The 21,155-nt window shown below is 35.2% G+C and carries 20 protein-coding genes and 1 pseudogene; 15 read left to right on the forward strand and 6 right to left on the reverse strand.

The features are described 5' to 3' along the window. Positions 1 to 28: 28 nt before the first annotated feature. Positions 29 to 448 carry an acyl-CoA thioesterase gene (locus ACX5JI_RS05845; protein ID WP_459500117.1) on the forward strand — a complete coding sequence of 140 codons (420 nt, stop codon included), beginning with the start codon at positions 29 to 31 and terminating at the stop codon, positions 446 to 448. Between the two features lie 28 nt (positions 449 to 476). Here the strand turns inward: ACX5JI_RS05845 and ACX5JI_RS05850 are convergent, their stop codons facing one another. Then, entirely contained in the window at positions 477 to 767 is a 291-nt protein-coding gene (locus ACX5JI_RS05850; protein ID WP_459500118.1) for a HesB/YadR/YfhF family protein, read from the reverse strand. Positions 768 to 875: 108 nt separating this feature from the next. After that, positions 876 to 1,472 carry a glycerol-3-phosphate 1-O-acyltransferase PlsY gene (plsY, locus tag ACX5JI_RS05855; protein WP_459500119.1) on the reverse strand — a complete coding sequence of 199 codons (597 nt, stop codon included), beginning with the start codon at positions 1,470 to 1,472 and terminating at the stop codon, positions 876 to 878. 226 nt (positions 1,473 to 1,698) lie between these two features. On the opposite strand from plsY, the gene ACX5JI_RS05860 reads away from it, so the two are divergent. The 8 genes from ACX5JI_RS05860 (at position 1,699) to ACX5JI_RS05895 (ending at position 12,591) form a co-directional block, all read left to right on the forward strand. Next, entirely contained in the window at positions 1,699 to 3,555 is a 1,857-nt protein-coding gene (locus tag ACX5JI_RS05860; RefSeq protein WP_459500120.1) for an anaerobic ribonucleoside triphosphate reductase, read from the forward strand. Further along, on the forward strand, positions 3,552 to 4,004 hold the full coding sequence (nrdG, locus tag ACX5JI_RS05865; protein ID WP_459500121.1) for an anaerobic ribonucleoside-triphosphate reductase activating protein: 453 nt from the start codon (positions 3,552 to 3,554) through the stop codon (positions 4,002 to 4,004). The genes ACX5JI_RS05860 and nrdG overlap by 4 nt, the downstream gene beginning before the upstream one ends. Before the next feature lie 18 nt (positions 4,005 to 4,022). After that, positions 4,023 to 4,700 carry a response regulator transcription factor gene (locus ACX5JI_RS05870; protein ID WP_459500122.1) on the forward strand — a complete coding sequence of 226 codons (678 nt, stop codon included), beginning with the start codon at positions 4,023 to 4,025 and terminating at the stop codon, positions 4,698 to 4,700. 341 nt (positions 4,701 to 5,041) lie between these two features. Continuing rightward, positions 5,042 to 6,271 carry a S1C family serine protease gene (locus tag ACX5JI_RS05875; RefSeq protein WP_459500123.1) on the forward strand — a complete coding sequence of 410 codons (1,230 nt, stop codon included), beginning with the start codon at positions 5,042 to 5,044 and terminating at the stop codon, positions 6,269 to 6,271. Positions 6,272 to 6,343: 72 nt separating this feature from the next. Beyond that, a complete protein-coding gene (locus ACX5JI_RS05880; RefSeq protein WP_459500124.1) occupies positions 6,344 to 6,757 on the forward strand; it encodes a CoA-binding protein in 414 nt (137 codons plus the stop codon). Between the two features lie 373 nt (positions 6,758 to 7,130). Further along, the gene (parE, locus tag ACX5JI_RS05885) at positions 7,131 to 9,095 is read left to right on the forward strand and encodes a DNA topoisomerase IV subunit B (protein ID WP_459500125.1); all 1,965 of its coding nucleotides are present in this window, start codon (positions 7,131 to 7,133) and stop codon (positions 9,093 to 9,095) included. Position 9,096: 1 nt separating this feature from the next. Then, entirely contained in the window at positions 9,097 to 11,520 is a 2,424-nt protein-coding gene (parC, locus tag ACX5JI_RS05890; protein ID WP_459500127.1) for a DNA topoisomerase IV subunit A, read from the forward strand. A 420-nt stretch (positions 11,521 to 11,940) separates the two neighbouring features. After that, on the forward strand, positions 11,941 to 12,591 hold the full coding sequence (locus ACX5JI_RS05895; RefSeq protein WP_459500128.1) for a hypothetical protein: 651 nt from the start codon (positions 11,941 to 11,943) through the stop codon (positions 12,589 to 12,591). Between the two features lie 40 nt (positions 12,592 to 12,631). Here ACX5JI_RS05895 and ACX5JI_RS05900 read toward each other — a convergent pair whose 3' ends face one another. From ACX5JI_RS05900 to ACX5JI_RS05910, 3 genes and pseudogenes are all read right to left on the reverse strand, one after another. Beyond that, on the reverse strand, positions 12,632 to 12,982 hold the full coding sequence (locus tag ACX5JI_RS05900) for a hypothetical protein (protein ID WP_459500129.1): 351 nt from the start codon (positions 12,980 to 12,982) through the stop codon (positions 12,632 to 12,634). A gap of 225 nt (positions 12,983 to 13,207) precedes the next feature. Beyond that, positions 13,208 to 13,633: a thioredoxin family protein gene (locus ACX5JI_RS05905; RefSeq protein ID WP_459500131.1), complete on the reverse strand. Its 426-nt coding sequence runs from the start codon at positions 13,631 to 13,633 to the stop codon at positions 13,208 to 13,210. Then, positions 13,630 to 14,059: pseudogene (locus ACX5JI_RS05910) on the reverse strand (disulfide oxidoreductase). The gene ACX5JI_RS05905 and the pseudogene ACX5JI_RS05910 overlap by 4 nt, the downstream one beginning before the upstream one ends. A 417-nt stretch (positions 14,060 to 14,476) precedes the next feature. On the opposite strand from ACX5JI_RS05910, the gene ACX5JI_RS05915 reads away from it, so the two are divergent. Beyond that, a complete protein-coding gene (locus tag ACX5JI_RS05915; RefSeq protein ID WP_459500132.1) occupies positions 14,477 to 15,505 on the forward strand; it encodes an oxidoreductase in 1,029 nt (342 codons plus the stop codon). A 193-nt stretch (positions 15,506 to 15,698) separates the two neighbouring features. Here the strand turns inward: ACX5JI_RS05915 and ACX5JI_RS05920 are convergent, their stop codons facing one another. Further along, on the reverse strand, positions 15,699 to 16,334 hold the full coding sequence (locus tag ACX5JI_RS05920; protein ID WP_459500133.1) for a TetR/AcrR family transcriptional regulator: 636 nt from the start codon (positions 16,332 to 16,334) through the stop codon (positions 15,699 to 15,701). Between the two features lie 137 nt (positions 16,335 to 16,471). On the opposite strand from ACX5JI_RS05920, the gene ACX5JI_RS05925 reads away from it, so the two are divergent. The 5 genes from ACX5JI_RS05925 to ACX5JI_RS05945 all read left to right on the forward strand — a co-directional run bounded on the left by ACX5JI_RS05925 (position 16,472) and on the right by ACX5JI_RS05945 (position 20,973). Then, the gene (locus tag ACX5JI_RS05925) at positions 16,472 to 17,365 is read left to right on the forward strand and encodes an ABC transporter ATP-binding protein (RefSeq protein WP_459500134.1); all 894 of its coding nucleotides are present in this window, start codon (positions 16,472 to 16,474) and stop codon (positions 17,363 to 17,365) included. Further along, positions 17,358 to 18,164, forward strand: a complete 807-nt coding sequence (locus ACX5JI_RS05930) for an ABC transporter permease subunit (RefSeq protein ID WP_459500135.1) — start codon at positions 17,358 to 17,360, stop codon at positions 18,162 to 18,164. Before ACX5JI_RS05925 ends, ACX5JI_RS05930 begins: the two co-directional genes overlap by 8 nt. A 150-nt stretch (positions 18,165 to 18,314) precedes the next feature. Beyond that, positions 18,315 to 18,848, forward strand: coding sequence for an RNA polymerase sigma factor (locus ACX5JI_RS05935; RefSeq protein ID WP_459500136.1), 534 nt, complete (start codon positions 18,315 to 18,317; stop codon positions 18,846 to 18,848). Between the two features lie 15 nt (positions 18,849 to 18,863). Next, positions 18,864 to 19,859, forward strand: a complete 996-nt coding sequence (locus ACX5JI_RS05940; RefSeq protein WP_459500137.1) for an anti-sigma factor — start codon at positions 18,864 to 18,866, stop codon at positions 19,857 to 19,859. Between the two features lie 64 nt (positions 19,860 to 19,923). Further along, positions 19,924 to 20,973, forward strand: coding sequence for an LCP family protein (locus tag ACX5JI_RS05945; RefSeq protein ID WP_459500138.1), 1,050 nt, complete (start codon positions 19,924 to 19,926; stop codon positions 20,971 to 20,973). The last annotated feature ends 182 nt before the right edge of the window (positions 20,974 to 21,155 follow it).

A 21,155-nucleotide genomic window follows, 5' to 3' on the forward strand; every position in this document is an offset into this window, starting at 1 on the left:
GAAACAGAAGTGAGAAGGAGATTGTGATATGTTTGTAGCAGAATATGAAGTTGAGATCCGCTATGCGGAAACTGATCAAATGGGCGTTGTGTATCATTCGAATTATTTAGTGTGGTTGGAATTAGGACGTACAAAATTGATACAAGAATTAGGCTTTTCATATATTGAAATGGAGAAGGAAGGTATTATTTCTCCTGTATTAGATTTACAAATTTCATACCGGAAAGCGATGCGCTATGGAGAAACAGCGATTGTGAAGACGTGGATTGATTCAGTTAGTCCACTTCGTGTTATATATGGATATGAAATTTATAATGGGGATGGAGATCTTTGTATTACCGCTACAACAACAAATATTTGTGCGAAAAAAGATGGCTTTCGTCCTGTATCTTTTAAGAAACTATATCCTGAGTGGTATGCGAAATATGAGGAAATTAAGAAAAAATAAAAAAACGTGGCGTAATGCCACGTTTTTTTTATTTTACATAATTAAATTGCGGGAAGTCATCCTCAGCATTAAAGGTAACAGATAAGTCATGCCCATCAAAGAACCATTCATCATCCGATTCAACGAAGAAATTAATACCTTCTTCTTGAATTTGAACAGCAGGATGAGCAGGATCGTCTTTACGGATTCCTAGAGAAAGTCCTTTTTGCACAGTACTGCAACCGCCGTATTGTACAAAAAAGCGAAGTGTATCGCCAGATTGTAAGTTTAATTCGTCTTTATACCAATTTGCTGCTTCTTTTGTTACGGAAAGATTCATGTATAGTTCCTCCAAGTTATGTTGCTTTTTCTTTAGTATAAAAAATAACGCAAAAAGACGCTATTAATATGCTTTGCGTTTTCTTTTTGCGTTATGTGGGTCATAACCTTACTTTTGTTTCTTTGTTAAATTTGCTTTCGGCTCAGTTTTATTTATAATTCGTCCAATATTTGCACGATGTCTATAAATAACTAGACCAGCTAATAAACACATCGCAACAATGAAGATTTTATCCCCGTCAATAATTGATGCAATAACAGCTACAATAGCCGTTATCATTGAAGAAAGAGATACGTATCTCGTTGTAAATAGAAGGGTAAAAAAGACAACTGCTAATATTGCAAAGGTAATAGGCGCATAGCATAATAGCACCCCCGCAGAAGTTGCAACTGCTTTTCCACCGCGGAATTTAGCGAAAATCGGATATACATGCCCAAGCACTGCAGCTAATCCGAACCAAAGAGGGTGGATATCTAAAGCAAAAATAAGAGGCAGACCTGTCGCTAATGTTCCTTTTAAAATGTCAGCAATTGTAACGATAAAACCTGCTTTTTTCCCTAACGTCCGAAATGTATTCGTTCCTCCTAAATTACCGCTACCATGCTCGCGAATATCGATTCCATAGCCAATCTTTCCAACAACGAGTGCAAATGGAATCGAGCCAAGTAAATAGGCAACGATAAATAACAGATATGTAATAAGCATAAGTTCAGTCTCCTTTATTCAAATGTGTTGATAAAGGGTAAAAAGAGTTTTTCCCGTATATTGTACCATACATTTGTAAAGAGCACATTTCTTTTTTGTAAATGAAAAATTCAAAGTTTCTTAAAAAAACTTTCACAAGAATGTTACATTTCTCACAGACCGACAGAAACTATATGTTGTATCATTTGGTTGATAGATTAACAAGATGTTGTTGGAGGTTTGGAAAATGATAGGACAAAATGCGCGTGGAGAAGAATTAATGAAGATTTTTGAAACAATTGTCCACGGGAATGAGCAAGACTTAATGCAAGAAAATGCAAATGTTGATGGGCGATCTCCTATGGGGATGATGGGAACATTTGCATCTGAGAGTGCAAAATATTATGCAACGGAATATTTACTTTCTGAGCAAGTAAAAAAAGCAATAGATCATAATATATTATATCCACATGATTTAGATTTTTATGCAACAGGTACGACAACATGTTCGCAAATTCCTTTAGCACAGATGCTGGAAAAAGGATTTCATACCGGGCATGGACATATGAGGCAACCGCAAGATATTAAAAGTGCATTAGCACTTTCATCGATTATTTTTCAGGCAAATCAAAATATGCAGCACGGAGGTCAATCATTTGCGTTATTTGACATTGATTTAGCTCCGTACGTGAGAAAGACATTTGAAAGAAATAAGAAAAGATTAGGGGCATATCCGCTTACGAAAGAGCAAGTAGAAGAGTTTGCGTGGAAAGAAACAGAAAATGATACGTATCAAGCTTGTGAAGCATTTATTCATAATTCTAATAGTATGCATAGCCGAGGTGGTGGACAAGTTCCGTTTATTTCTATCAACTATGGAACAGACACATCGAAAGAAGGCAGATTGTTAATTAGACAATTATTACGAGCGACGCAGTCTGGACTCGGGCAAGGTGAAACACCGATTTTTCCGATTCAAATCTTTAAACTAAAAAAAGGTGTTAATTTTGAAGAAAGTGATCCGAACTATGATTTATTTGAATTGGCATTAGAAACGACGGCTGAACGATTATTCCCGAACTTTTCATTTTTAGATGCACCATTTAATGCAGTGTATTATGATGGTCGTCCAGAAAGTGAAGTATGTTATATGGGTTGCCGTACTCGTGTTATGTCTAATATTCATGGAGAAGAGACTGCGATTGGTAGAGGGAATTTATCTTTTACTTCTATTAATTTAGTGAAATTAGCATTAATTAGTAAATCGCAAGCGGCGTTTTTTGGGGCTTTAAATAATTATATAGATCTTGGTGTTCGTCAATTGCTAGAAAGGTTTACTTATCAATGTACGAAAAAGGCAAGGGATTTTCACTTTTTCTATTCGCAAGGAGTATGGAGGGGTGGCGAAAAATTGAATCCTGAAGATTCCGTTGCTGAAATTTTACAACAAGGTACGTTAAGTATTGGTTTTATTGGCCTTGCAGAATGCTTAGTTGTTTTAACAGGAAAGCACCATGGGGAAGATAAAGAATCATGGCATCTTGGGAAAGAAATTGTGACCTTTATGAGACAGAAAATGGATAAAGCGACGGAAGAACATAGGCTGAATTTCTCTTTAATTGCGACTCCTGCAGAAGGATTATCAGGAAAGTTTGTAAAAAGAGATCGAGAGGAATTTGGAATGATCAGCGGTGTGACAAATCATAACTATTATACAAATTCATTCCATATTCCAGTTTATTACCAGATTCAAGCGATTGATAAAATTCGGTTAGAAGGGCCGTTTCATGCGCTCTGTAATGGGGGGCACATTACGTATATTGAATTAGACGGAGCGGCGGTTCATAATCAAAAAGCATTGAAGCAAATTGTGCAGGCAATGGCGCGGTATGGAGTTGGATATGGATCTATTAATCACCCGGTAGATCGTTGTAAATGTTGTAGTTATCACGGTGTAATTGATAATGAATGTCCAATTTGCGGGAATAAAGAAGAGCAGCAAATCGAAAGAATTCGCCGTATTACGGGCTATCTTGTAGGGGATATGTCTAAATGGAATAGTGCAAAGCGCAGTGAAGAAGCGGACCGGGTGAAACACAAATGAGAGTAATGAATATTATTCATGATAGTGTAGTAGATGGGGAAGGACTGCGGACAGTTGTATTTTTTGCGGGCTGTCCGCATCGTTGTTTCGGGTGTCATAATCCTAAGTCTTGGAATAAGTGCAATGGAACGGAAATGACTGCAGAAGAAATTATAAAAGAGATTGCCAAAAATGCGCTTACTGATGTAACATTTTCAGGTGGAGATCCATTTTTTCAAGCTGCCGAAGTGAAAGAGGTAGCAAAAGTCGTGAAGACTTTGAACAAAAACTTATGGATTTACACAGGTTATACATTAGAAGAGATACAGCGTTCTCAAAATAATGATATGATAGAGTTATTACATTATGGAGATGTTCTAGTCGATGGAAGGTTTGAGTTTGAAAAGAGGGACTTGACACTTCCGTTTCGCGGAAGCTCCAACCAACGTATTATTCGATTGAAAGAGTAAAAAGGCGGGATAGGTCAGATGAATAAAACGGTATTACTTGTTGAAGACGAAAGAAGATTACGTGAAATTGTTAGTGATTATTTTCGTAATGAAGGTTTTGAAGTGATTGAAGCTGAAGACGGAAAACAAGCGTTAGAATTATTTGCTGAACATACAATTGATTTAATTATGTTAGATATTATGTTGCCGGAGATAGATGGTTGGTCTGTATGTCGTCGTATTCGAAAAGAATCAGCGGTACCAATTATTATGCTTACAGCTCGTTCTGATGAAGATGACACATTGTTAGGTTTTGAACTTGGGGCGGATGAATATGTAACAAAGCCTTTTAGTCCTAAAGTACTCGTAGCTAGGGCGAAGACTTTATTAAAGCGTGCGGATGGAGCCGTAGGAGTTGCCGAAGAAAATGCACTATCTATGGCTGGAATCGATGTGAATCGCCTTTCACGTACAGTATCGGTAAATGGAGAAGAAATCATATTAACGCATAAAGAATTTGAACTCCTTGTGTATTTAATGGAGAATAAAGGAATTGTATTATCACGCCAGCATTTATTAGATCAATTATGGGGATACGATTATTATGGTGATGATCGTACTGTAGATACACATATAAAAAAATTGCGTAATAAGTTAGGTGAGAAAGCAAAACATATTGGGACTGTTATTCGAGTGGGGTATAAGTTCGAGGAATAATCCTTAAATACAAATTGAAAAAACGATAGAAAACTATTCTTTTTGTGTTGGAAGAGAGGATTCGTCCGTGGATAGAAGTGGTCGGAGCTTATTTAGCTCTATGCTAAATAGAAAGCAAAGGGAGAAAACGAGTGGAGGTCTCCTTTTGTTTTTATAACCGCAATTAGTGTGGTGGGAAATTAACCTTTCTTTTGTAGATAAAAATGTGCAAATTATCGATTTTTTGTCTACAATAATGAATAAGAGTATTTTTTAAATTGGATTTCACGATGAGTTCACAAGAAGGACACAAAACGTGCCTATACTGAAAATACGAATTCAGCAGAGAGGGGATAGCAATTATGGGATATTATGACGGACCAAATATGAATGAAGAGCATAGTGAAACGAGGGAAAATAAAAAGCCAAGCAGTAAAAAAGGCTATTTTTTCACAGGTTTAGTTGGAGCAATTGTCGGAGCGGTTACGATTAGTTTTGCAGCACCATATATGCCATGGACAAATGAAAATGGGACGGTTTCAACTTCTAATTCGAAAGTAGAGGGTACGATAGTTCCGGTGTCAAATAAAGCAAAAGATGGAATAGATTTACCTGGTATGATTGAAGGAGCAAAAGATGTTGTGGTTGGTGTTATCAACATGCAAAAGACTATGGATCCATTTTCAATGGAGCAAGCAGGTCAAGAACAAGAGGCTGGATCAGGATCGGGTGTAATTTATAAAAAATCTGGAAACAAAGCTCTGATCGTAACGAATAATCACGTAGTAGATGGAGCAAATAAACTGGCAGTGAAACTAAGTAATGGGAAAACAGTAGATGCAAAATTAGTTGGGAAAGATCCATGGTTAGACTTAGCTGTTGTAGAGATTGATGGATCTAACGTTGATAAAGTGGCAACGCTTGGTGATTCGAGTAAAATTCGCACGGGTGAACCTGCAATTGCAATTGGAAATCCACTAGGTTTTGATGGTAGTGTGACAGAAGGGATTATTAGTAGTAAAGAACGTGAAATTCCAGTGGATATTAATGGTGACAAACAGGCGGATTGGCAAGCACAAGTTATTCAAACAGATGCAGCAATTAACCCTGGAAACAGTGGGGGTGCTTTATTTAACCAAAACGGTGAAGTGATCGGGATTAACTCTAGTAAAATTGCACAGCAAGAAGTAGAAGGAATTGGTTTTGCTATTCCAATTAATTTAGCAAAACCAGTTATGGAATCTCTTGAGAAAGATGGAACTGTAAAACGTCCAGCGATGGGGGTAGGTGTTGCATCTTTAGAGGATTTACCACCGTATGCGTTAGGTCAATTAAAGATACCAAAAGATGTTACAAATGGCGTCCTCTTAAGTAAAATTTATTCTGTTTCACCAGCTGAGAAAGCAGGGCTTGCGCAGTATGATGTTGTTGTAGCATTAGATGGTCAAAAAGTAGAAAATTCACTTCAATTCCGTAAATATTTATATGAAAAGAAAAAAGTTGGCGATAAAGTTGAAGTTACATTCTATCGAAATGGTGAAAAAATGACGAAAACAGTTACACTAGCAGATAACTCTTCTGCTAAGAATTAATAAAGAAAGTCTCTTTCGTATTGAAAGAGACTTTCTTTATCGGCTATACTAAAAGAATAGGAGGGATTTAATATGATAATTGAAAACCCAACTCGTACGGAAATTGGTCAAGTATTGAAGAATAGTAAAACAATTGCGGTTGTTGGATTATCTGATAAACCAGAACGTACATCATATATGGTTTCAAAGGCGATGCAAGAGGCGGGATATCGTATTATTCCAGTAAATCCTGCTGTTGATGTAGTACTTGGAGAAAAGGCCGTGGCTTCTCTTAAAGATATTCAAGAGCATGTTGATATTGTAAATGTATTTCGACGTTCCGAATTTTTATTAGATGTGGCAAAGGAATTTGTAGAGATTGAAGCCGATGTTTTTTGGGCACAATTAGGAGTACAAGATGAAGATACATATAAGTTATTAAAGGAAAAAGACTATACTGTTATTATGGATCGATGTATAAAAGTAGAACATGCCATGACAAAGTAGTATAGTCATCGTAAATGAAAGATTGATTCAGCTCAGGAGGAGTATTTAAACTGGGCAGATGAACGAGGTGTTCATCATGAGATTTTTTAAAGGCTGTTTTTGGGGATTACTACTTGTTATCCCGTTTTGGATAATTGTCATTTGGGTAATTGCCAAATGGTGGGGTTTGTAATTGGAATGCATATCCATTTTTCGTTGACAAACGATTATTTTTCTGAAATAGTAGCCTAGAGGAATCCTTGTGAAAAAACAAGGATTTTTCTATTGAAAATAGTATATAAAAGACATAACACAACTTGCCAAAAGTATGGTTAAGGCGTTATTCTATAATAGAAACATATGTTCTGATTTGATTTGGAAAGGGGCAAGGAGTTTGGCGAAGCATCAATTTCAATATAACGAAGATGCAATTCAAGTGCTTGAAGGTCTTGAAGCTGTGCGAAAACGTCCGGGTATGTATATTGGGAGTACGGACAGCCGCGGACTGCATCATTTAGTATACGAAATAGTAGATAACTCCGTTGATGAAGCATTAGCGGGATTTGGTGACGAGATTTCTGTCGTAATACATAAAGATAATAGTATTAGCGTTATTGATAAAGGGCGCGGAATGCCTACAGGAATGCATAAACTTGGAAAACCTACACCTGAAGTTATTTTAACTGTACTTCATGCAGGGGGTAAGTTTGGGCAGGGAGGTTATAAAACGAGTGGTGGTTTACACGGTGTTGGTGCATCGGTTGTAAATGCTTTATCAGAATGGCTCGTTGTAACTATTAAGCGTGATGGAAATATATATGAACAACGTTTTGAAAATGGTGGTGTTCCTGCAACGACACTGGAGAAAATCGGGAAAACGAAACAAACGGGAACAACGATGCATTTTAAACCCGATCCATCTATTTTCAGTACAATAAATTATAACTATGAAACGTTATGTGAGAGATTACGTGAATCTGCTTTTCTGTTAAAAGGAATGAAAATCTCTATAAAAGATGAACGAAATGATTTAGAAGACGTATTTCATTATGAAACAGGAATTGAAGCATTTGTTACGTACTTAAATGAGGAAAAAGACTCAATCCATCCAGTTGTTTACTTCGCTGGTGAACAAAATGGGATTGAGGCAGAGCTTGCATTTCAATTTAACGATGGCTATTCAGAAAACATTCTTTCATTTGTAAACAATGTACGTACGAAAGACGGTGGGACACATGAGGCTGGATTTAAAACAGCAATGACACGTGTTTTTAATGAATATGCTCGTAAAGTCTCGATGTTAAAAGAGAAAGATAAAAATTTAGAAGGTACAGATATTCGCGAAGGGTTAGCGGCAATTGTTTCTGTACGTGTACCGGAGGATTTACTACAATTTGAAGGTCAAACGAAAGGGAAGCTTGGAACAAGTGAAGCCCGTTCATCTATAGATGCGATTGTATCCGAACACTTAGCATACTTTTTAGAAGAAAATCCAGATGTAGCAACACTTCTTGTGAAAAAAGCGATGAAGGCAGCGCAAGCTCGTGAAGCAGCACGTAAAGCAAGGGAAGAAGCTCGTACTGGCAAGAAGAAAAAACGTTCAGAAGGCACATTGAGCGGGAAGTTAACACCTGCGCAATCACGTAATCCACAGAAGAACGAACTATATTTAGTGGAGGGTGACTCTGCGGGTGGATCCGCCAAACAAGGACGTGACCGTCGTTTTCAAGCAGTTCTGCCACTTCGTGGTAAAGTAATTAATACAGAAAAAGCAAAGCTTGCTGATATTTTTAAGAACGAAGAAATTAATACGATTATTTATGCAATCGGTGGTGGCGTTGGAAACGAATTTGCTGTTGAGGATATTAATTATGATAAAGTCGTAATTATGACCGATGCCGATACAGATGGCGCACATATTCAAGTGCTATTACTTACATTTTTCTACCGTTATATGAAGCCGTTAATTGAAGCAGGTAAAGTGTTTATTGCTCTCCCGCCTTTGTATAAAGTAAGTAAAGGAAAAGGGAAAAGCGAAGTAATTGAATATGCATGGTCAGATGAAGAATTAGATGGTGTGACGAAAAAAGTCGGTAAAGGATATATACTACAGCGCTATAAAGGGCTCGGTGAAATGAATGCTGATCAGCTGTGGGAAACGACAATGAACCCAGAAACGCGGACATTAATTCGTGTGAAAATCGATGATGCAGCACGAGCAGAACGTCGCGTTACAACATTAATGGGTGATAAAGTAGAACCACGTCGAAAATGGATTGAGCGTAATGTCCAGTTTGGTATGCAAGAAGAAGGTAATATTTTAGAGAGTGAAATGATTATGGAGACGGAGGTGGAATAACATGCAAGCAGAGAAGTTTCATGACCTCCCGCTTGAAGACGTGTTAGGTGACCGCTTTGCACGTTATAGTAAATATATTATTCAAGATCGCGCATTACCGGATGCGCGTGATGGTTTAAAACCTGTACAACGCCGTATTTTATATTCCATGTATGTAGAAGGAAATGTACACGATAAACCGTTTCGTAAATCAGCTAAAACAGTTGGTAACGTTATTGGTAACTATCATCCACACGGTGATTCTTCTGTATATGAAGCGATGGTGCGTTTAAGCCAAGATTGGAAAGTGCGTAACGTTTTAGTTGAAATGCACGGAAATAACGGTAGTGTCGATGGTGATCCAGCAGCAGCGATGCGTTATACAGAAGCTCGTTTATCGCCGATTGCTTCTGAGTTACTTCGCGACATTGATAAAGAAACGGTAGAATTTGTATCAAACTTTGATGATACAAGTGAAGAACCTGTTGTCTTGCCAGCAATGTTCCCAAATCTATTAGTAAACGGTTCAACAGGAATTTCAGCTGGATATGCAACTGAAATTCCCCCGCATCACCTTGGAGAAGTAATTGATGCTACGATGATGCGCATTGATAAACCGAATAGTACGGTAGATGACTTATTAACAGTTATGAAAGGACCTGACTTTCCAACAGGTGGTATTATTCAAGGGATTGATGGAATTAAAAAAGCGTATGAAACAGGAAAGGGAAAAATCATCATTCGCGGAAAAGCGGAAGTTGAAACGATTCGTGGTGGCAAACAGCAAATTGTCATTACAGAAATCCCATATGAAGTAAATAAGGCGAACTTAGTTAAGAAGATGGACGAATTACGTCTAGATAAAAAACTAGATGGAATTGCTGAAGTACGTGATGAGACGGATCGTACAGGACTTCGTATTGTTGTGGAATTAAAAAAGGAAGCAAACGCAGAGGGTATTTTAAATTACTTATATAAAAATACTGATTTACAAGTTCCATATAACTTCAATATGGTGGCTATAAATCATCGCCGTCCGACACTTATGACGTTACCAAAGATTTTAGATGCGTATATTGGACATCAAAAAGAAGTAGTTACACGTCGTTCAGAATATGAGCTTAGAAAAGCAGAAAACCGTCAGCATATTGTGGCTGGTTTAATGAAAGCATTATCGATTTTAGATGAGGTAATTGAAACAATTCGAGCATCTAAAGATAAACGTAATGCAAAAGACAATTTAAGTGCAAAATTCGGATTTACAGAAGCACAGGCAGAAGCGATTGTGTCACTGCAATTATATCGTTTAACAAATACGGATATTACAGCACTAGAGAAAGAAGCAGAAGAACTAGATGCGAAAATTATAGAATTACAAGCGATTTTACAAAGTGAGAAAAGGCTTCTTCAAGTCATTAAAGCAGACTTAAAGAGAGTAAAGAAAACGTATAGCGATAATCGCCGTGCTGTTATTGAAGAGGAAATTGAAGAAATTAAAATCGATGTGGAAGTTATGATTCCGCAAGAAGATGTCATCGTTACTGTAACGAAAGAAGGTTATGTGAAACGAACAGGTTGGCGTTCGCATAATGCATCGAATGGGAAAGACTTCGGTATGAAAGAAGGCGACATCTTACTCGAACGTTTCGATACAAATACAACAGAAACAGTGCTTTTATTTACGAATAAAGGAAATTATATTTATCTTCCTGTATATGAAATGCCGGATATTCGTTGGAAAGATTTAGGTCAGCACGTTGCGAATATAGTTTCACTTGAACGAGATGAGACATTAATTTGGGCGACCGTTGTACCGAATTTTGAGGAAGAAAAGCGATTTATCGTATTTGTGACGCGGAACGGTATGATTAAGAAAACAGAATTAAATCAGTATAAAGTACAGCGTTATTCAAGGGCGTTTGTTGCTGTAAACTTGAAAAAAGAGGACGAAGTTGTAGATATATTTGCAACAGATGGAACAACTGATATTGTTCTTGCAACATACGGTGCATATGCACTTATTTTTAGTGAAGAAGAGGTAAGTCCAGTTGGTGTAAGAGCAGCTGGTGTAAAAGCGATTAATTTAAAAGAAGATGACTATGTTGCTTCTGGTAAACCGTTAAATAGTGAAAAAGATCAATTAATTCTTGTCACGCAGCGAGGCGCGGTTAAAAGATTGAAGGCTTCCGAGATTGAGAAGTCAACAAGGGCGAAGCGCGGTCTTGTTATCTTTAAAGAATTAAAACGTAATCCGTACCGTATTGTCGGTATTGAAGTTGTTCATGAAGATGAACTCGTTTATATGAAAACGGAAAAACAGATTGTAGAAGAGATTGATCCAAAAGCGTTTCGTAATAAAGACCGGTATAGTAACGGTAGTTTAGTGTTAGATGTTAGCGATACGGGTGAAGTAGTGGAGACGTGGACGAAGAAACGGACAGAGTGAGTAAACGATAGTAAGAATTCTAATTAAATATATACATTTGATTAGTGAAAACCATGTTCTATATTATATAGAGCATGGTTTTTTTATTGGAATCCTGAAGTTTAATAAATTTTAGGGTTCTCCTGCATGAACGGACAATAGCACTTTCACGTCAAAATTCAGTGAAAAGCACAGAAGTAAGAGATGAAATGTCCGATTGGTTTAACTAACCATCAGTAGGGGATGAAGAAACCCACCATTTTACTTTATAAAATGCCTGTTGTACGAAATGAGTATCCTGACATAAATTTTCTCAATAAAGAATTACATAAATTCCTGAATTAAATATTTAAAAATTCAAACTATTAATTTACAATGACGTAAGAACGATGGAACGGTAACAAATGTATGAACTATATTCTGTAATAAAGGAGTCCATAAATGAAAAAAGTATATTCCTTTTTAATGACTGTATCTGTATGTATATTTATATCTGCTTGTTCTAATCAAACAAATAGTGAAAAAGAGGTAGAATCTGATCCTAAAAAAGCTCCGATAGCTGAAACGAATGTAAAAGCTAAGCCTTATACAGAACCGCTAACACAAGTAGGACAAGAAGCAAAGCATCCACTTGGAACAGTGATTCTAAAGCAATTAAGTGAGCCTAATACAAGGATAGAAGCAGGACCTCTTCATATTCAAGTAGAAAGAATCAAGGTAATTCAGAGTACAGAAGTAAGTGAAATTGGGAAATACAACTTAAAAGAAAGAGGACTAAGTACAGAGCAAATGAATGCAGTACAATTTACAACCACTTTAGAAAATACCTCAGATCAAGTACTTGATTTAGAACAAGGGCCTTTTCAAACACTTGTTTTCAGTAGTGGTGAACAAGTAGATGTATATAAAATGAATGCGGATCCAAAAAATAGAAGCTTAAATGCGAAGGAGAAAATGAAGTTTACACTTATCTGTTTCTTATCGCAGGCTCCAAATGATGTGAAATCCGTAAAAATAATTACTGATGTGGTACGAGATCAGCAAACGAAAAATGAAGTGAGCCCAGTAACGACTACTGAGATTACTATGTAAAAGAAAACAGCCTGATGAGGCTGTTTTCTTTATTTCTAAATTAAAAATTGCAATATCCAACAACTGGACTAGATGAGCCTGTTTTAATGAAATAATCCGGAGCATAGCCGTAATCTGTACTACCACCATAGCCGCCATCATCTACATAATCCCAAACGTTAGTTCCCATGTAAGTTTCTCCCTTTACATAGCAGTATAACCAAAGCTTTTTCCCATCTGGAATATTTGTTTGGGTCCGTTGACCATTTATTGTTGGTGTAGTACGAAGATCCAAACCAGACCCAGTTTTTTGTACTGGATAATACTCAGCTTTCGTCACCGTTTGGCTTGCGAATAAAACTGAACCTGCGACTGCTACTGAAGCAATTGATAATGCAACTTTTTTAAACATACATGTTACCTCCTAATAAATTATATTTTAGTGCAAGTGGGGAATCCCCCTCATACTTACCAAATAAAATCATCCTTTATGCAAGATTGATAAGCATGAGGGAGAGCCCTTTTACTCCCTTATAAATGAATAGAATGTATGGTTAAAATAAGGCAAATGTTCGTCTCTTTATCAATACTCTAGTTATAAACTTGAGAAAATGGTGTTTTTGGTAAATGAAAATTCCTATTTGTTGTTTTTAAACCATGTTTGAAACGTTTGTAAAGACTGTTCGCCTAATATACGATTCATTTCCTTGCCATCTTTGTAAGAAATAATGGTGGGTGTTCCTTTTATTTGAAACATATCCCAACCTTGTTTATACTCTTCTAGATTCAAAACTTGCATATCGATATTCATATTTTTGGCCATAGGAACTACAATTGGAGAAATCTTTTGGCAATACGGACAGGCCGTCTTGTAGAAATAAACTACTTTTGTTTTGTGATTGGATAAATCTTGTTGCAATTGTTCAGGGGTGATTTGATTTGTATAATAATTTACCTTCTCAGCACTTATGGTCTTTTCACTTTTTGTTCCTTTATTGGTTAGAAAAAAAATAAGTGTAAATATTGAAAAAATAGTAATGATGAAAAAAAACATTTTTTTCATATACTGTTTCTCTCCTTGCTTATTTTAATAAGAGTACAGCCACAAATAATAATAATAAGAAAGGCTATTAGAGCGAGAAATGGAATTGTAATAAATCCGAACCAATTTAAATAATCCCCTGTGCAAGGTATTCTCCTACATGATGTTCCGTTTGTAGATAAAAATGGAATTTTTTGAAGAGAATAGTGATAGGGAGCTATACATGCACCAATGATAGCGAGAACGAAACTATAAATTCCAATTCTATAATCTTTGCGTATAATAGCTGTTCCTAGTAAAAGAACTAGTGGATACATGAGAATACGTTGATACCAATATAATGTACAGGGCTCATATTTCAGACAGATACAAACTACTGAGGGTTACAATAAAAGAAACACACCAGCTGCTAAACAATATGTATTCTAGTTTTTTTGTATTGTCCATGATTTCGACCTTCCTTGTTTAATAGATAAAAATAACGTAATAAATACTCTTAGAAAATAGAATGTAAAAAAATGAGTAGCTCAAGAGTATTATAAGTTATGTTTTTGTTTTGTATATTGAGAAAATTTCGGTTTTATAAAATCTTATAGAAGAATAAAGTAAATAAGATAAATTAAAAATAGGCTTATCTTTTTTGGGGGATGCCTATTAAGTAAATATTCTCTCTACAGTCATTTATAAGAATGTAGCTTATTGTTTATTTAGGTAACGGCTAATAAGCAGTGGGTATGAAGAAATTTCCACTTCTTAAGGTTTTTACCTTATTTTAACCAGTCTAAGAATGAGCAAATAGTTATGTAAATAAAAGAAAAATTGATATAATAATTGTGAAATCGTTATCATAGATGGAGGAAGTATATGAAAAAAATAGGCGTAGGGATTGTAGGATTTGGATTTTCAAGTACAACATTTCACATCCCTTTATTAAAAACGATAGATGAATTTGATATTCGTGCGATTGTATCTTCAAAAGAAGAGGTAGTGAAAGAAGCATTACCGACTGTACAAGTGGTTCAAACGATTGGAGAATTGGTAAGACGAGATGATATAGACCTTGTTGTTATTACATCACCAAATACAACGCATTTTCCATTTGTGAAAGAAGCAATTTTACATGGGAAACATGTTGTTGTAGAAAAGCCGTTTGTTGTTTCAGTTGAAGAAGGAGAAGAGCTTATTACACTTGCGAAAGAACATAATGTTTTTGTTAGTGTGTATCATAATCGCCGTTTTGATAATGACTTCTTAACAATAAAGAAAGTAATTGCGGAGAAACAAATTGGAAATGTGTATACATATGAAGCGCATTTTGATCGCTTCCGTCCTCATGTACGTGACCGCTGGCGTGAAAAGAATTTACCAGGGTCAGGGATTTTATATGATTTAGGATCACATTTAATCGACCAAGCATTACATTTGTTTGGAAAACCAGAAGCTGTTAGTGCAGATGTAGTAAAACAACGACCTGGAGCAGAAACGGATGATTATTTCCATCTTGTACTTCATTACGGAATGAAGCGTGTTATTTTACACAGTAGTAGTTATGTGAAACATGTAGGACCTCACTTTAGTGTTCATGGGGATCAAGGTTCGATTGTAAAATATGGTATGGATTCACAAGAAGATCAACTAAAAACTGGTATGAAGCCAGGTGACAATGGATATGGTGAAGATAGTGAAAGTAAGTTTGCTGTTTTAGAAACAGAAGAAGCAGTAAAGTGTATTCCAACAGAAGTGGGATGCTATGAAATGTATTACAAGGGGATTCGAGATAGTATTGTAAATAGAGTTCCAGTTCCTGTAACAGCTGAAGAGGGTTTACAAGTTATTCGTGTTATTCAAGCAGCTATTGAAAGTAGTGAAACAGGTAGAGTTATTTCATTATAAATCATAAAAAAGACACGATTTCGTGTCTTTTTTATGATTTTTGGGATTGAAATATACGTTTCATTCGATAGATATGCTTACGTATACTTTAAATATTTGTCTACAACTTCATACAAATTACTTCATAAAAAAGCTTCTCATGTGGCATGTAATATTCCCCTTTAATCTTAATAAATCCATTCAAATTATTATTTTAATCTGTATAATTCATATTCTCAGGATTAGAAAGCCCATAGAAAAACAGCGTAACAATATCTTTTATATGTTTTTCACGATCCTTTTCCAAGAGCTGTGCACCGTAATCTTCTCCGAACTTACTAAACATTTGAATGTATAATAATATCATTTCTTTTGAAAGATGGGGATTAATTTCATTTTTACGTTGTGCCTGTTCTAATATTTTTAGAAACCAAGGTATAACTGTTTCAGTTTGATAAAGATGGATAAACTCGCGCAACTCGGCATCTTTTTGCATTACTTGCAACAGCATGTCAGGGTGAAATAAACTCCCGCTTTCCATTTTACGGCGTATCATTTTATGAAACATCTCTTGAAATGGCATATTTTCAGCTGCTATCTCTTGATAAAATTGAAATTCAGTTGTCATAAATTCTTGAATAAGCTCCCTAAAAAGCGCATCTTTACTCCCAAAATGATTATAAATGGTAACTTGTGATACTTTTGCCTTTTTGGCGATGTCCTCTATTTTTACTTCATTAAATCCACGCTCTGAAAATAATGACAATGCAGCAGCTTTAATGGCACGTTTTTTCTTTTCTTTTACTTTTTCAAAACCGTTCAATCTAATCACCTCATTAAAAATATACAAGAGAATAAAGATGAAAACAATAAAATTGAAATATGTGCATAAAAATATTTCAAAAAGTTGTTGCCAATTTCAAAGGAGAAGCGTACAATAATTTTGAAATATAGAACAAAAAATATTTCAAAAAATGAGGTGGAATAATGATTTCAGTCCAAAATGTCATAAAACAATTTTCAAACGGAAAAGGTTTATTTGATATTTCATTCCAAGTGAAAGAAGGAGAAGTATTTGGATATCTGGGACCCAATGGTGCAGGGAAATCAACAACGATCCGTAATTTAATGGGATTTATAAAGCCAACTACTGGTCACGCAGAAATTTTCGGATTAGACTGCTGGAATGAGGCTGCAAAAATTCAAAGAGAAGTTGGTTATTTGCCAGGAGAAATTTCTTTTATAGAAGGAATGAATGGATTAGAATTTTTAAAACTGATGCAAGGTATGCGTGGATTGAAAGATACAAAGAGACGTGATGAACTCATTGAAAGATTGCAGTTTGATGTAAAAACACCGATCCGTAAAATGTCTAAAGGGATGAAACAAAAGGTTGGCATTGTAGCTGCATTTATGCATAATCCAGAAGTGTTAATTTTAGATGAACCAACGTCAGGCTTAGATCCGCTCATGCAGCAAACATTTATAGATTTAATACTAGAGGAAAAACAAAAAGGAAAGACAATTCTTATGTCATCTCATATTTTTACAGAGATTGAGCGGACGTGTGATCGGGTAGCTATTATTAAGGACGGTCGCCTTGTAACAGTGGAAAATATTCATGATTTACAGGGAATGAGAAGACAGGTAATGGATATAACGGTTTCGTCTCAAGAGGAAATACATTCTTTACAAAAGGAAAATTTACAATTAGAAGTGGTGAAGGGAAACACAGCATCCGTTATTGTACAGGGAAATTATCAAGAAGTATTACAAATACTTTCACAATATAATGTGAAAGCACTTCAAACGAGAGCAATGGACTTAGAGCATTTATTTATGCATTATTATGATGCAAAGGAGGCTGTGAAACATGAATAAACAGCTGTTTTTAGCTAGCTTTAAGGAAAATCAAAAAAGTATATGGAGTTATACGATTGGTGCAGCTCTTTATTTATGGTTACTAATTTGGATATTTCCATCACTCGTATCTGCGAAAGGGTTAAATGAAATGATCGATGCTATGCCAGATAGTGTGAAAAAGATTGTTGGTATGGAAAATTCGATTCAAAATGTAAGTGATTTTTTAGCCGGTGAATATTATGGCATGTTGTTTATTATTATATTGACAGTTTTTAGTGTAACGGTTGCTACGCATGTAATGGCTCGCCATGTAGACAAAGGAGCGATGGCTTATTTGTTGGCAACACCGGTATCTAGAGTGAAAATTGCAATCACGCAAGGAGTAGTTCTTATTCTAGGATTAGTAATCATTATACTTGCGACCTATGGAGCTGGTGTCTTAGGAGCAGAATGGTTCTTAAAAGACGATCATCTAAATCGAGAATTGTTCTTTAAGATGAATGTAGTTGGAGGTCTCATATTTTTAGTAGTCAGTGCCTATTCCTTTTTATTCTCTTGTATATGTAACGATGAAAGAAAGGCCATTAGTCTTTCTGCTAGTGTAACCATTTTATTTTATGTATTAGATATGGTAGGGAAATTAAGTGATAAGCTAGAATGGATGAGAAATATTTCATTATTTACGCTGTTTCGTCCGAAAGAAATTGTGGAAGGGACATATAACATATGGCCAGTAAGCATAGCATTATTCTGCGGAGCAATTTGTATTTTTATAGTAGCAATTGTTTCTTTTAAGAAGAGGGATTTACCTTTATAAATGCATAGAGTTTAAAAGATAGTTAGTTCGTAAAGGAATTAACTATCTTTTTATTTTGAAAATATTTCAAAAAAAGTGAACCTTTTATCCCACTAATTTATCTAATAAGTGTAAAGTTCTAGTAGACGATATAAAACGGGAGGGCAGACAGTGAAAGGAATACCTTTATATAAAGAGATAGTGAAAGAAGAGAGCGAGGTTTCTTTAGCTAAAAAAGGAAATCACGAAGCATTTGTCTCTTTAATACATACATATAAAATGCAGTTCTATCGAATAGCTAAAGCGATGCTATATGATGAAGCGGATATAGAGGATGCAATACAAACGACAATTTTAAAAGCCTATGAAAATATAAAAAATCTTAAAACTGATGAATTTTTCCAAACTTGGTTTATTCGAATTTTGATTAATCAATGTAATGAAATGATACGATTACGAAAAAAAGTAATTACGATAGAAGGGAATAGCACCCACATGATAGCTTTTGATTCCTATGAAAATATAGACCTTCACAATGCGATCCAGTCCTTAAATGAAGAATTGAGAGCTGTAACGGTACTTTATTACTATGAAGATATGAGTCAAGAAAAAATTGCAACATTGCTAGAAATCCCAAAAGGGACAGTGAAGTCAAGGCTATCGCGAGCAAGAGAACAACTCCAAAAACAATTAGAAATGGAATAGGAGGTGTTGTATATGTTGGATAAAGATGAATTGTTTGATAAAAAGTTGAAAAAACAGATAGAACGAGAAAGGGTAATACTCCCAAAGAATTTGGAGCAGAAAATTAATGAAACACTACATGATATTCCTGTTAGAAAGAAGTCTAATAAAATTCAGTTTATGGTCGTTACTGCAGCAATTATGCTAGTATCACTCGTTTCTATGTTTGAATTTTCTAGGCAAAGTTTTGCGCAAAAAGGTGGCGTTTTTGAATATATAACGAAAAAAGCATTTTCAGATTATGAAAATGAAGAAGAAACAAAATCTAATGTGAGTTATCCAGAGAAAGAAAAGCTTCATAAAAAAATGCTTGATTCAATTGATTATTTTAAAAATGTATCGGGGAAATTTGAGGAATATTCTAGTTCATCGCGTTTAATTACAACTTATAAATATGTCATTGACACAGAAAATAAGAGAGGAATTTCTTCTAAAGAAGATCGTCAGGCAAAAAAAATGACGGTTTTATATGGAAATGGAAAAAAACAAGAATTTTATGATAAAGATGCTACTTATAAAGAAGAGAATTGGAAGCCAGAAACGAGAAATCAGGACTTAATAAAATTAACTCCGACAGAAAGAGCTTTTAATAAAAGGGGAGAAAAAAAACGATATGATGGTGAGTATGTTGGGTTGGCTACATATAGTATTCAATCTGAGTTTGCAGATTTGTTAATTCGTTATAAAGATTGGAATTTCAAGGAGATAAAGTATCTTGGATTAGACTGCTACAAAATAGAGGGTGTTATAAATATAGAGATGCCTGTCAGTGTATCAGAGGACTTACGGGGGAAGTTTGAAATGATTGTTGAGAAAAATACGGGAATTATGTTGAATTTTCTTAGTTTTGATAAAGGAATGATTCAGTATTCTATCACTACAGAAAATATACAAATAAATAAGGGAATCGATAAAAGACTATTTCAAAAAGATGTTTCGTCATACGAAAAGCTGAAAAATATATTGGATTAGTAAAGAAATTGCGATGTTGCTAATTTTTGATTTATAGAAAACAATAAATATCGGAGGAAATAATATGGAGAATCATTTGAGTTCACGGGAAAAAAAGAATAAAAGAAAGTTTGGAAAAAGAAAGGTAATCGGAGTGTGCTTAGGAGCGCTGCTTGTATGTACGATTGGATATGGTGCGTATTTATACAATAAAGCTTCAAATGTGGTACAAAAAGCTTCTCTTAGTCTAGCGCGTGGTGAGAAATCTGATTTGCGTGAGGAAGTTGTAAAGCCGATAACTAATAATGTTTCTCTGTTGATTATGGGGATTGACGAGAATGAGGAGCGTCAAAAAGAATATAATGGGGCATTTCATACGGACGCATTATTGCTAGCGACTTTTAATAAGGATAATAAGACAGTCAAATTAGTAAGTATACCACGTGATACGTATACATATGTTCCAATTGAAAAGAAAAAAGATAAAATAACACATGCCTATGGCAGAGGTTTTGTAAAGAATGGAAAAGATGGGGGACCACAAGCGTCTGTTGAAGCAGTAGAAAAACTATTAGATGTACCGGTTGATTATTTTGTGAAATTCAATTTTAAGTCATTTATAAAAATTGTCGATGATTTGGGTGGTATTGAAATGGATGTTCCAATTGAATTTTCGGAGCAAAATAGTAAAGATGAACCTGATGCGATTCATTTGAAAAAAGGAATGCAAGCATTAACTGGTGAACAAGCACTTGCTCTGGCAAGAACACGTCATATTGATAGTGACGCTATGAGAGGACAGCGTCAGCAGCTCGTCATGGAAGCAATCTTAACAAAATTAAAAAGTGTAGGATCTGTTACGAAAATAGGAAAGATGATTGATGCTGCAGATGGTGATTTGAAAACGAATCTAGCTTTAGATGATATGTTGTCGTTTTATAAATATGGATTGAATGCTTCGATAGAGAAAATTCAATTAGCTGGGGATGATTTATATTTACCGAATGGGCCGAAAGGAGAACGGGTCTACTATTATAATCCAGATACAAAGCGTGTAGGTGAACTTAGCAAGACACTTCGAAATCATCTTGGATTAAGTGAAGAGCAAATTAAACAAGAAAGTGAAGAGAGTTAAGTATAAAAAACACAATATAAATATTTTTTAGTGAAGCAGATTATAATAAATATCTGCTTTTTGTTTGCATAATAAAGTGCAGTTTTAACGAGTGAGATGTTCCTGTTCATTATAAAGTTACTCTAATAGAAGGTGTAGAAGTTAATAGTATGTCATTGTTTATAAAAAAGATATACTATTTC

It is taken from the genome of Bacillus sp. C1, assembly GCF_054570475.1.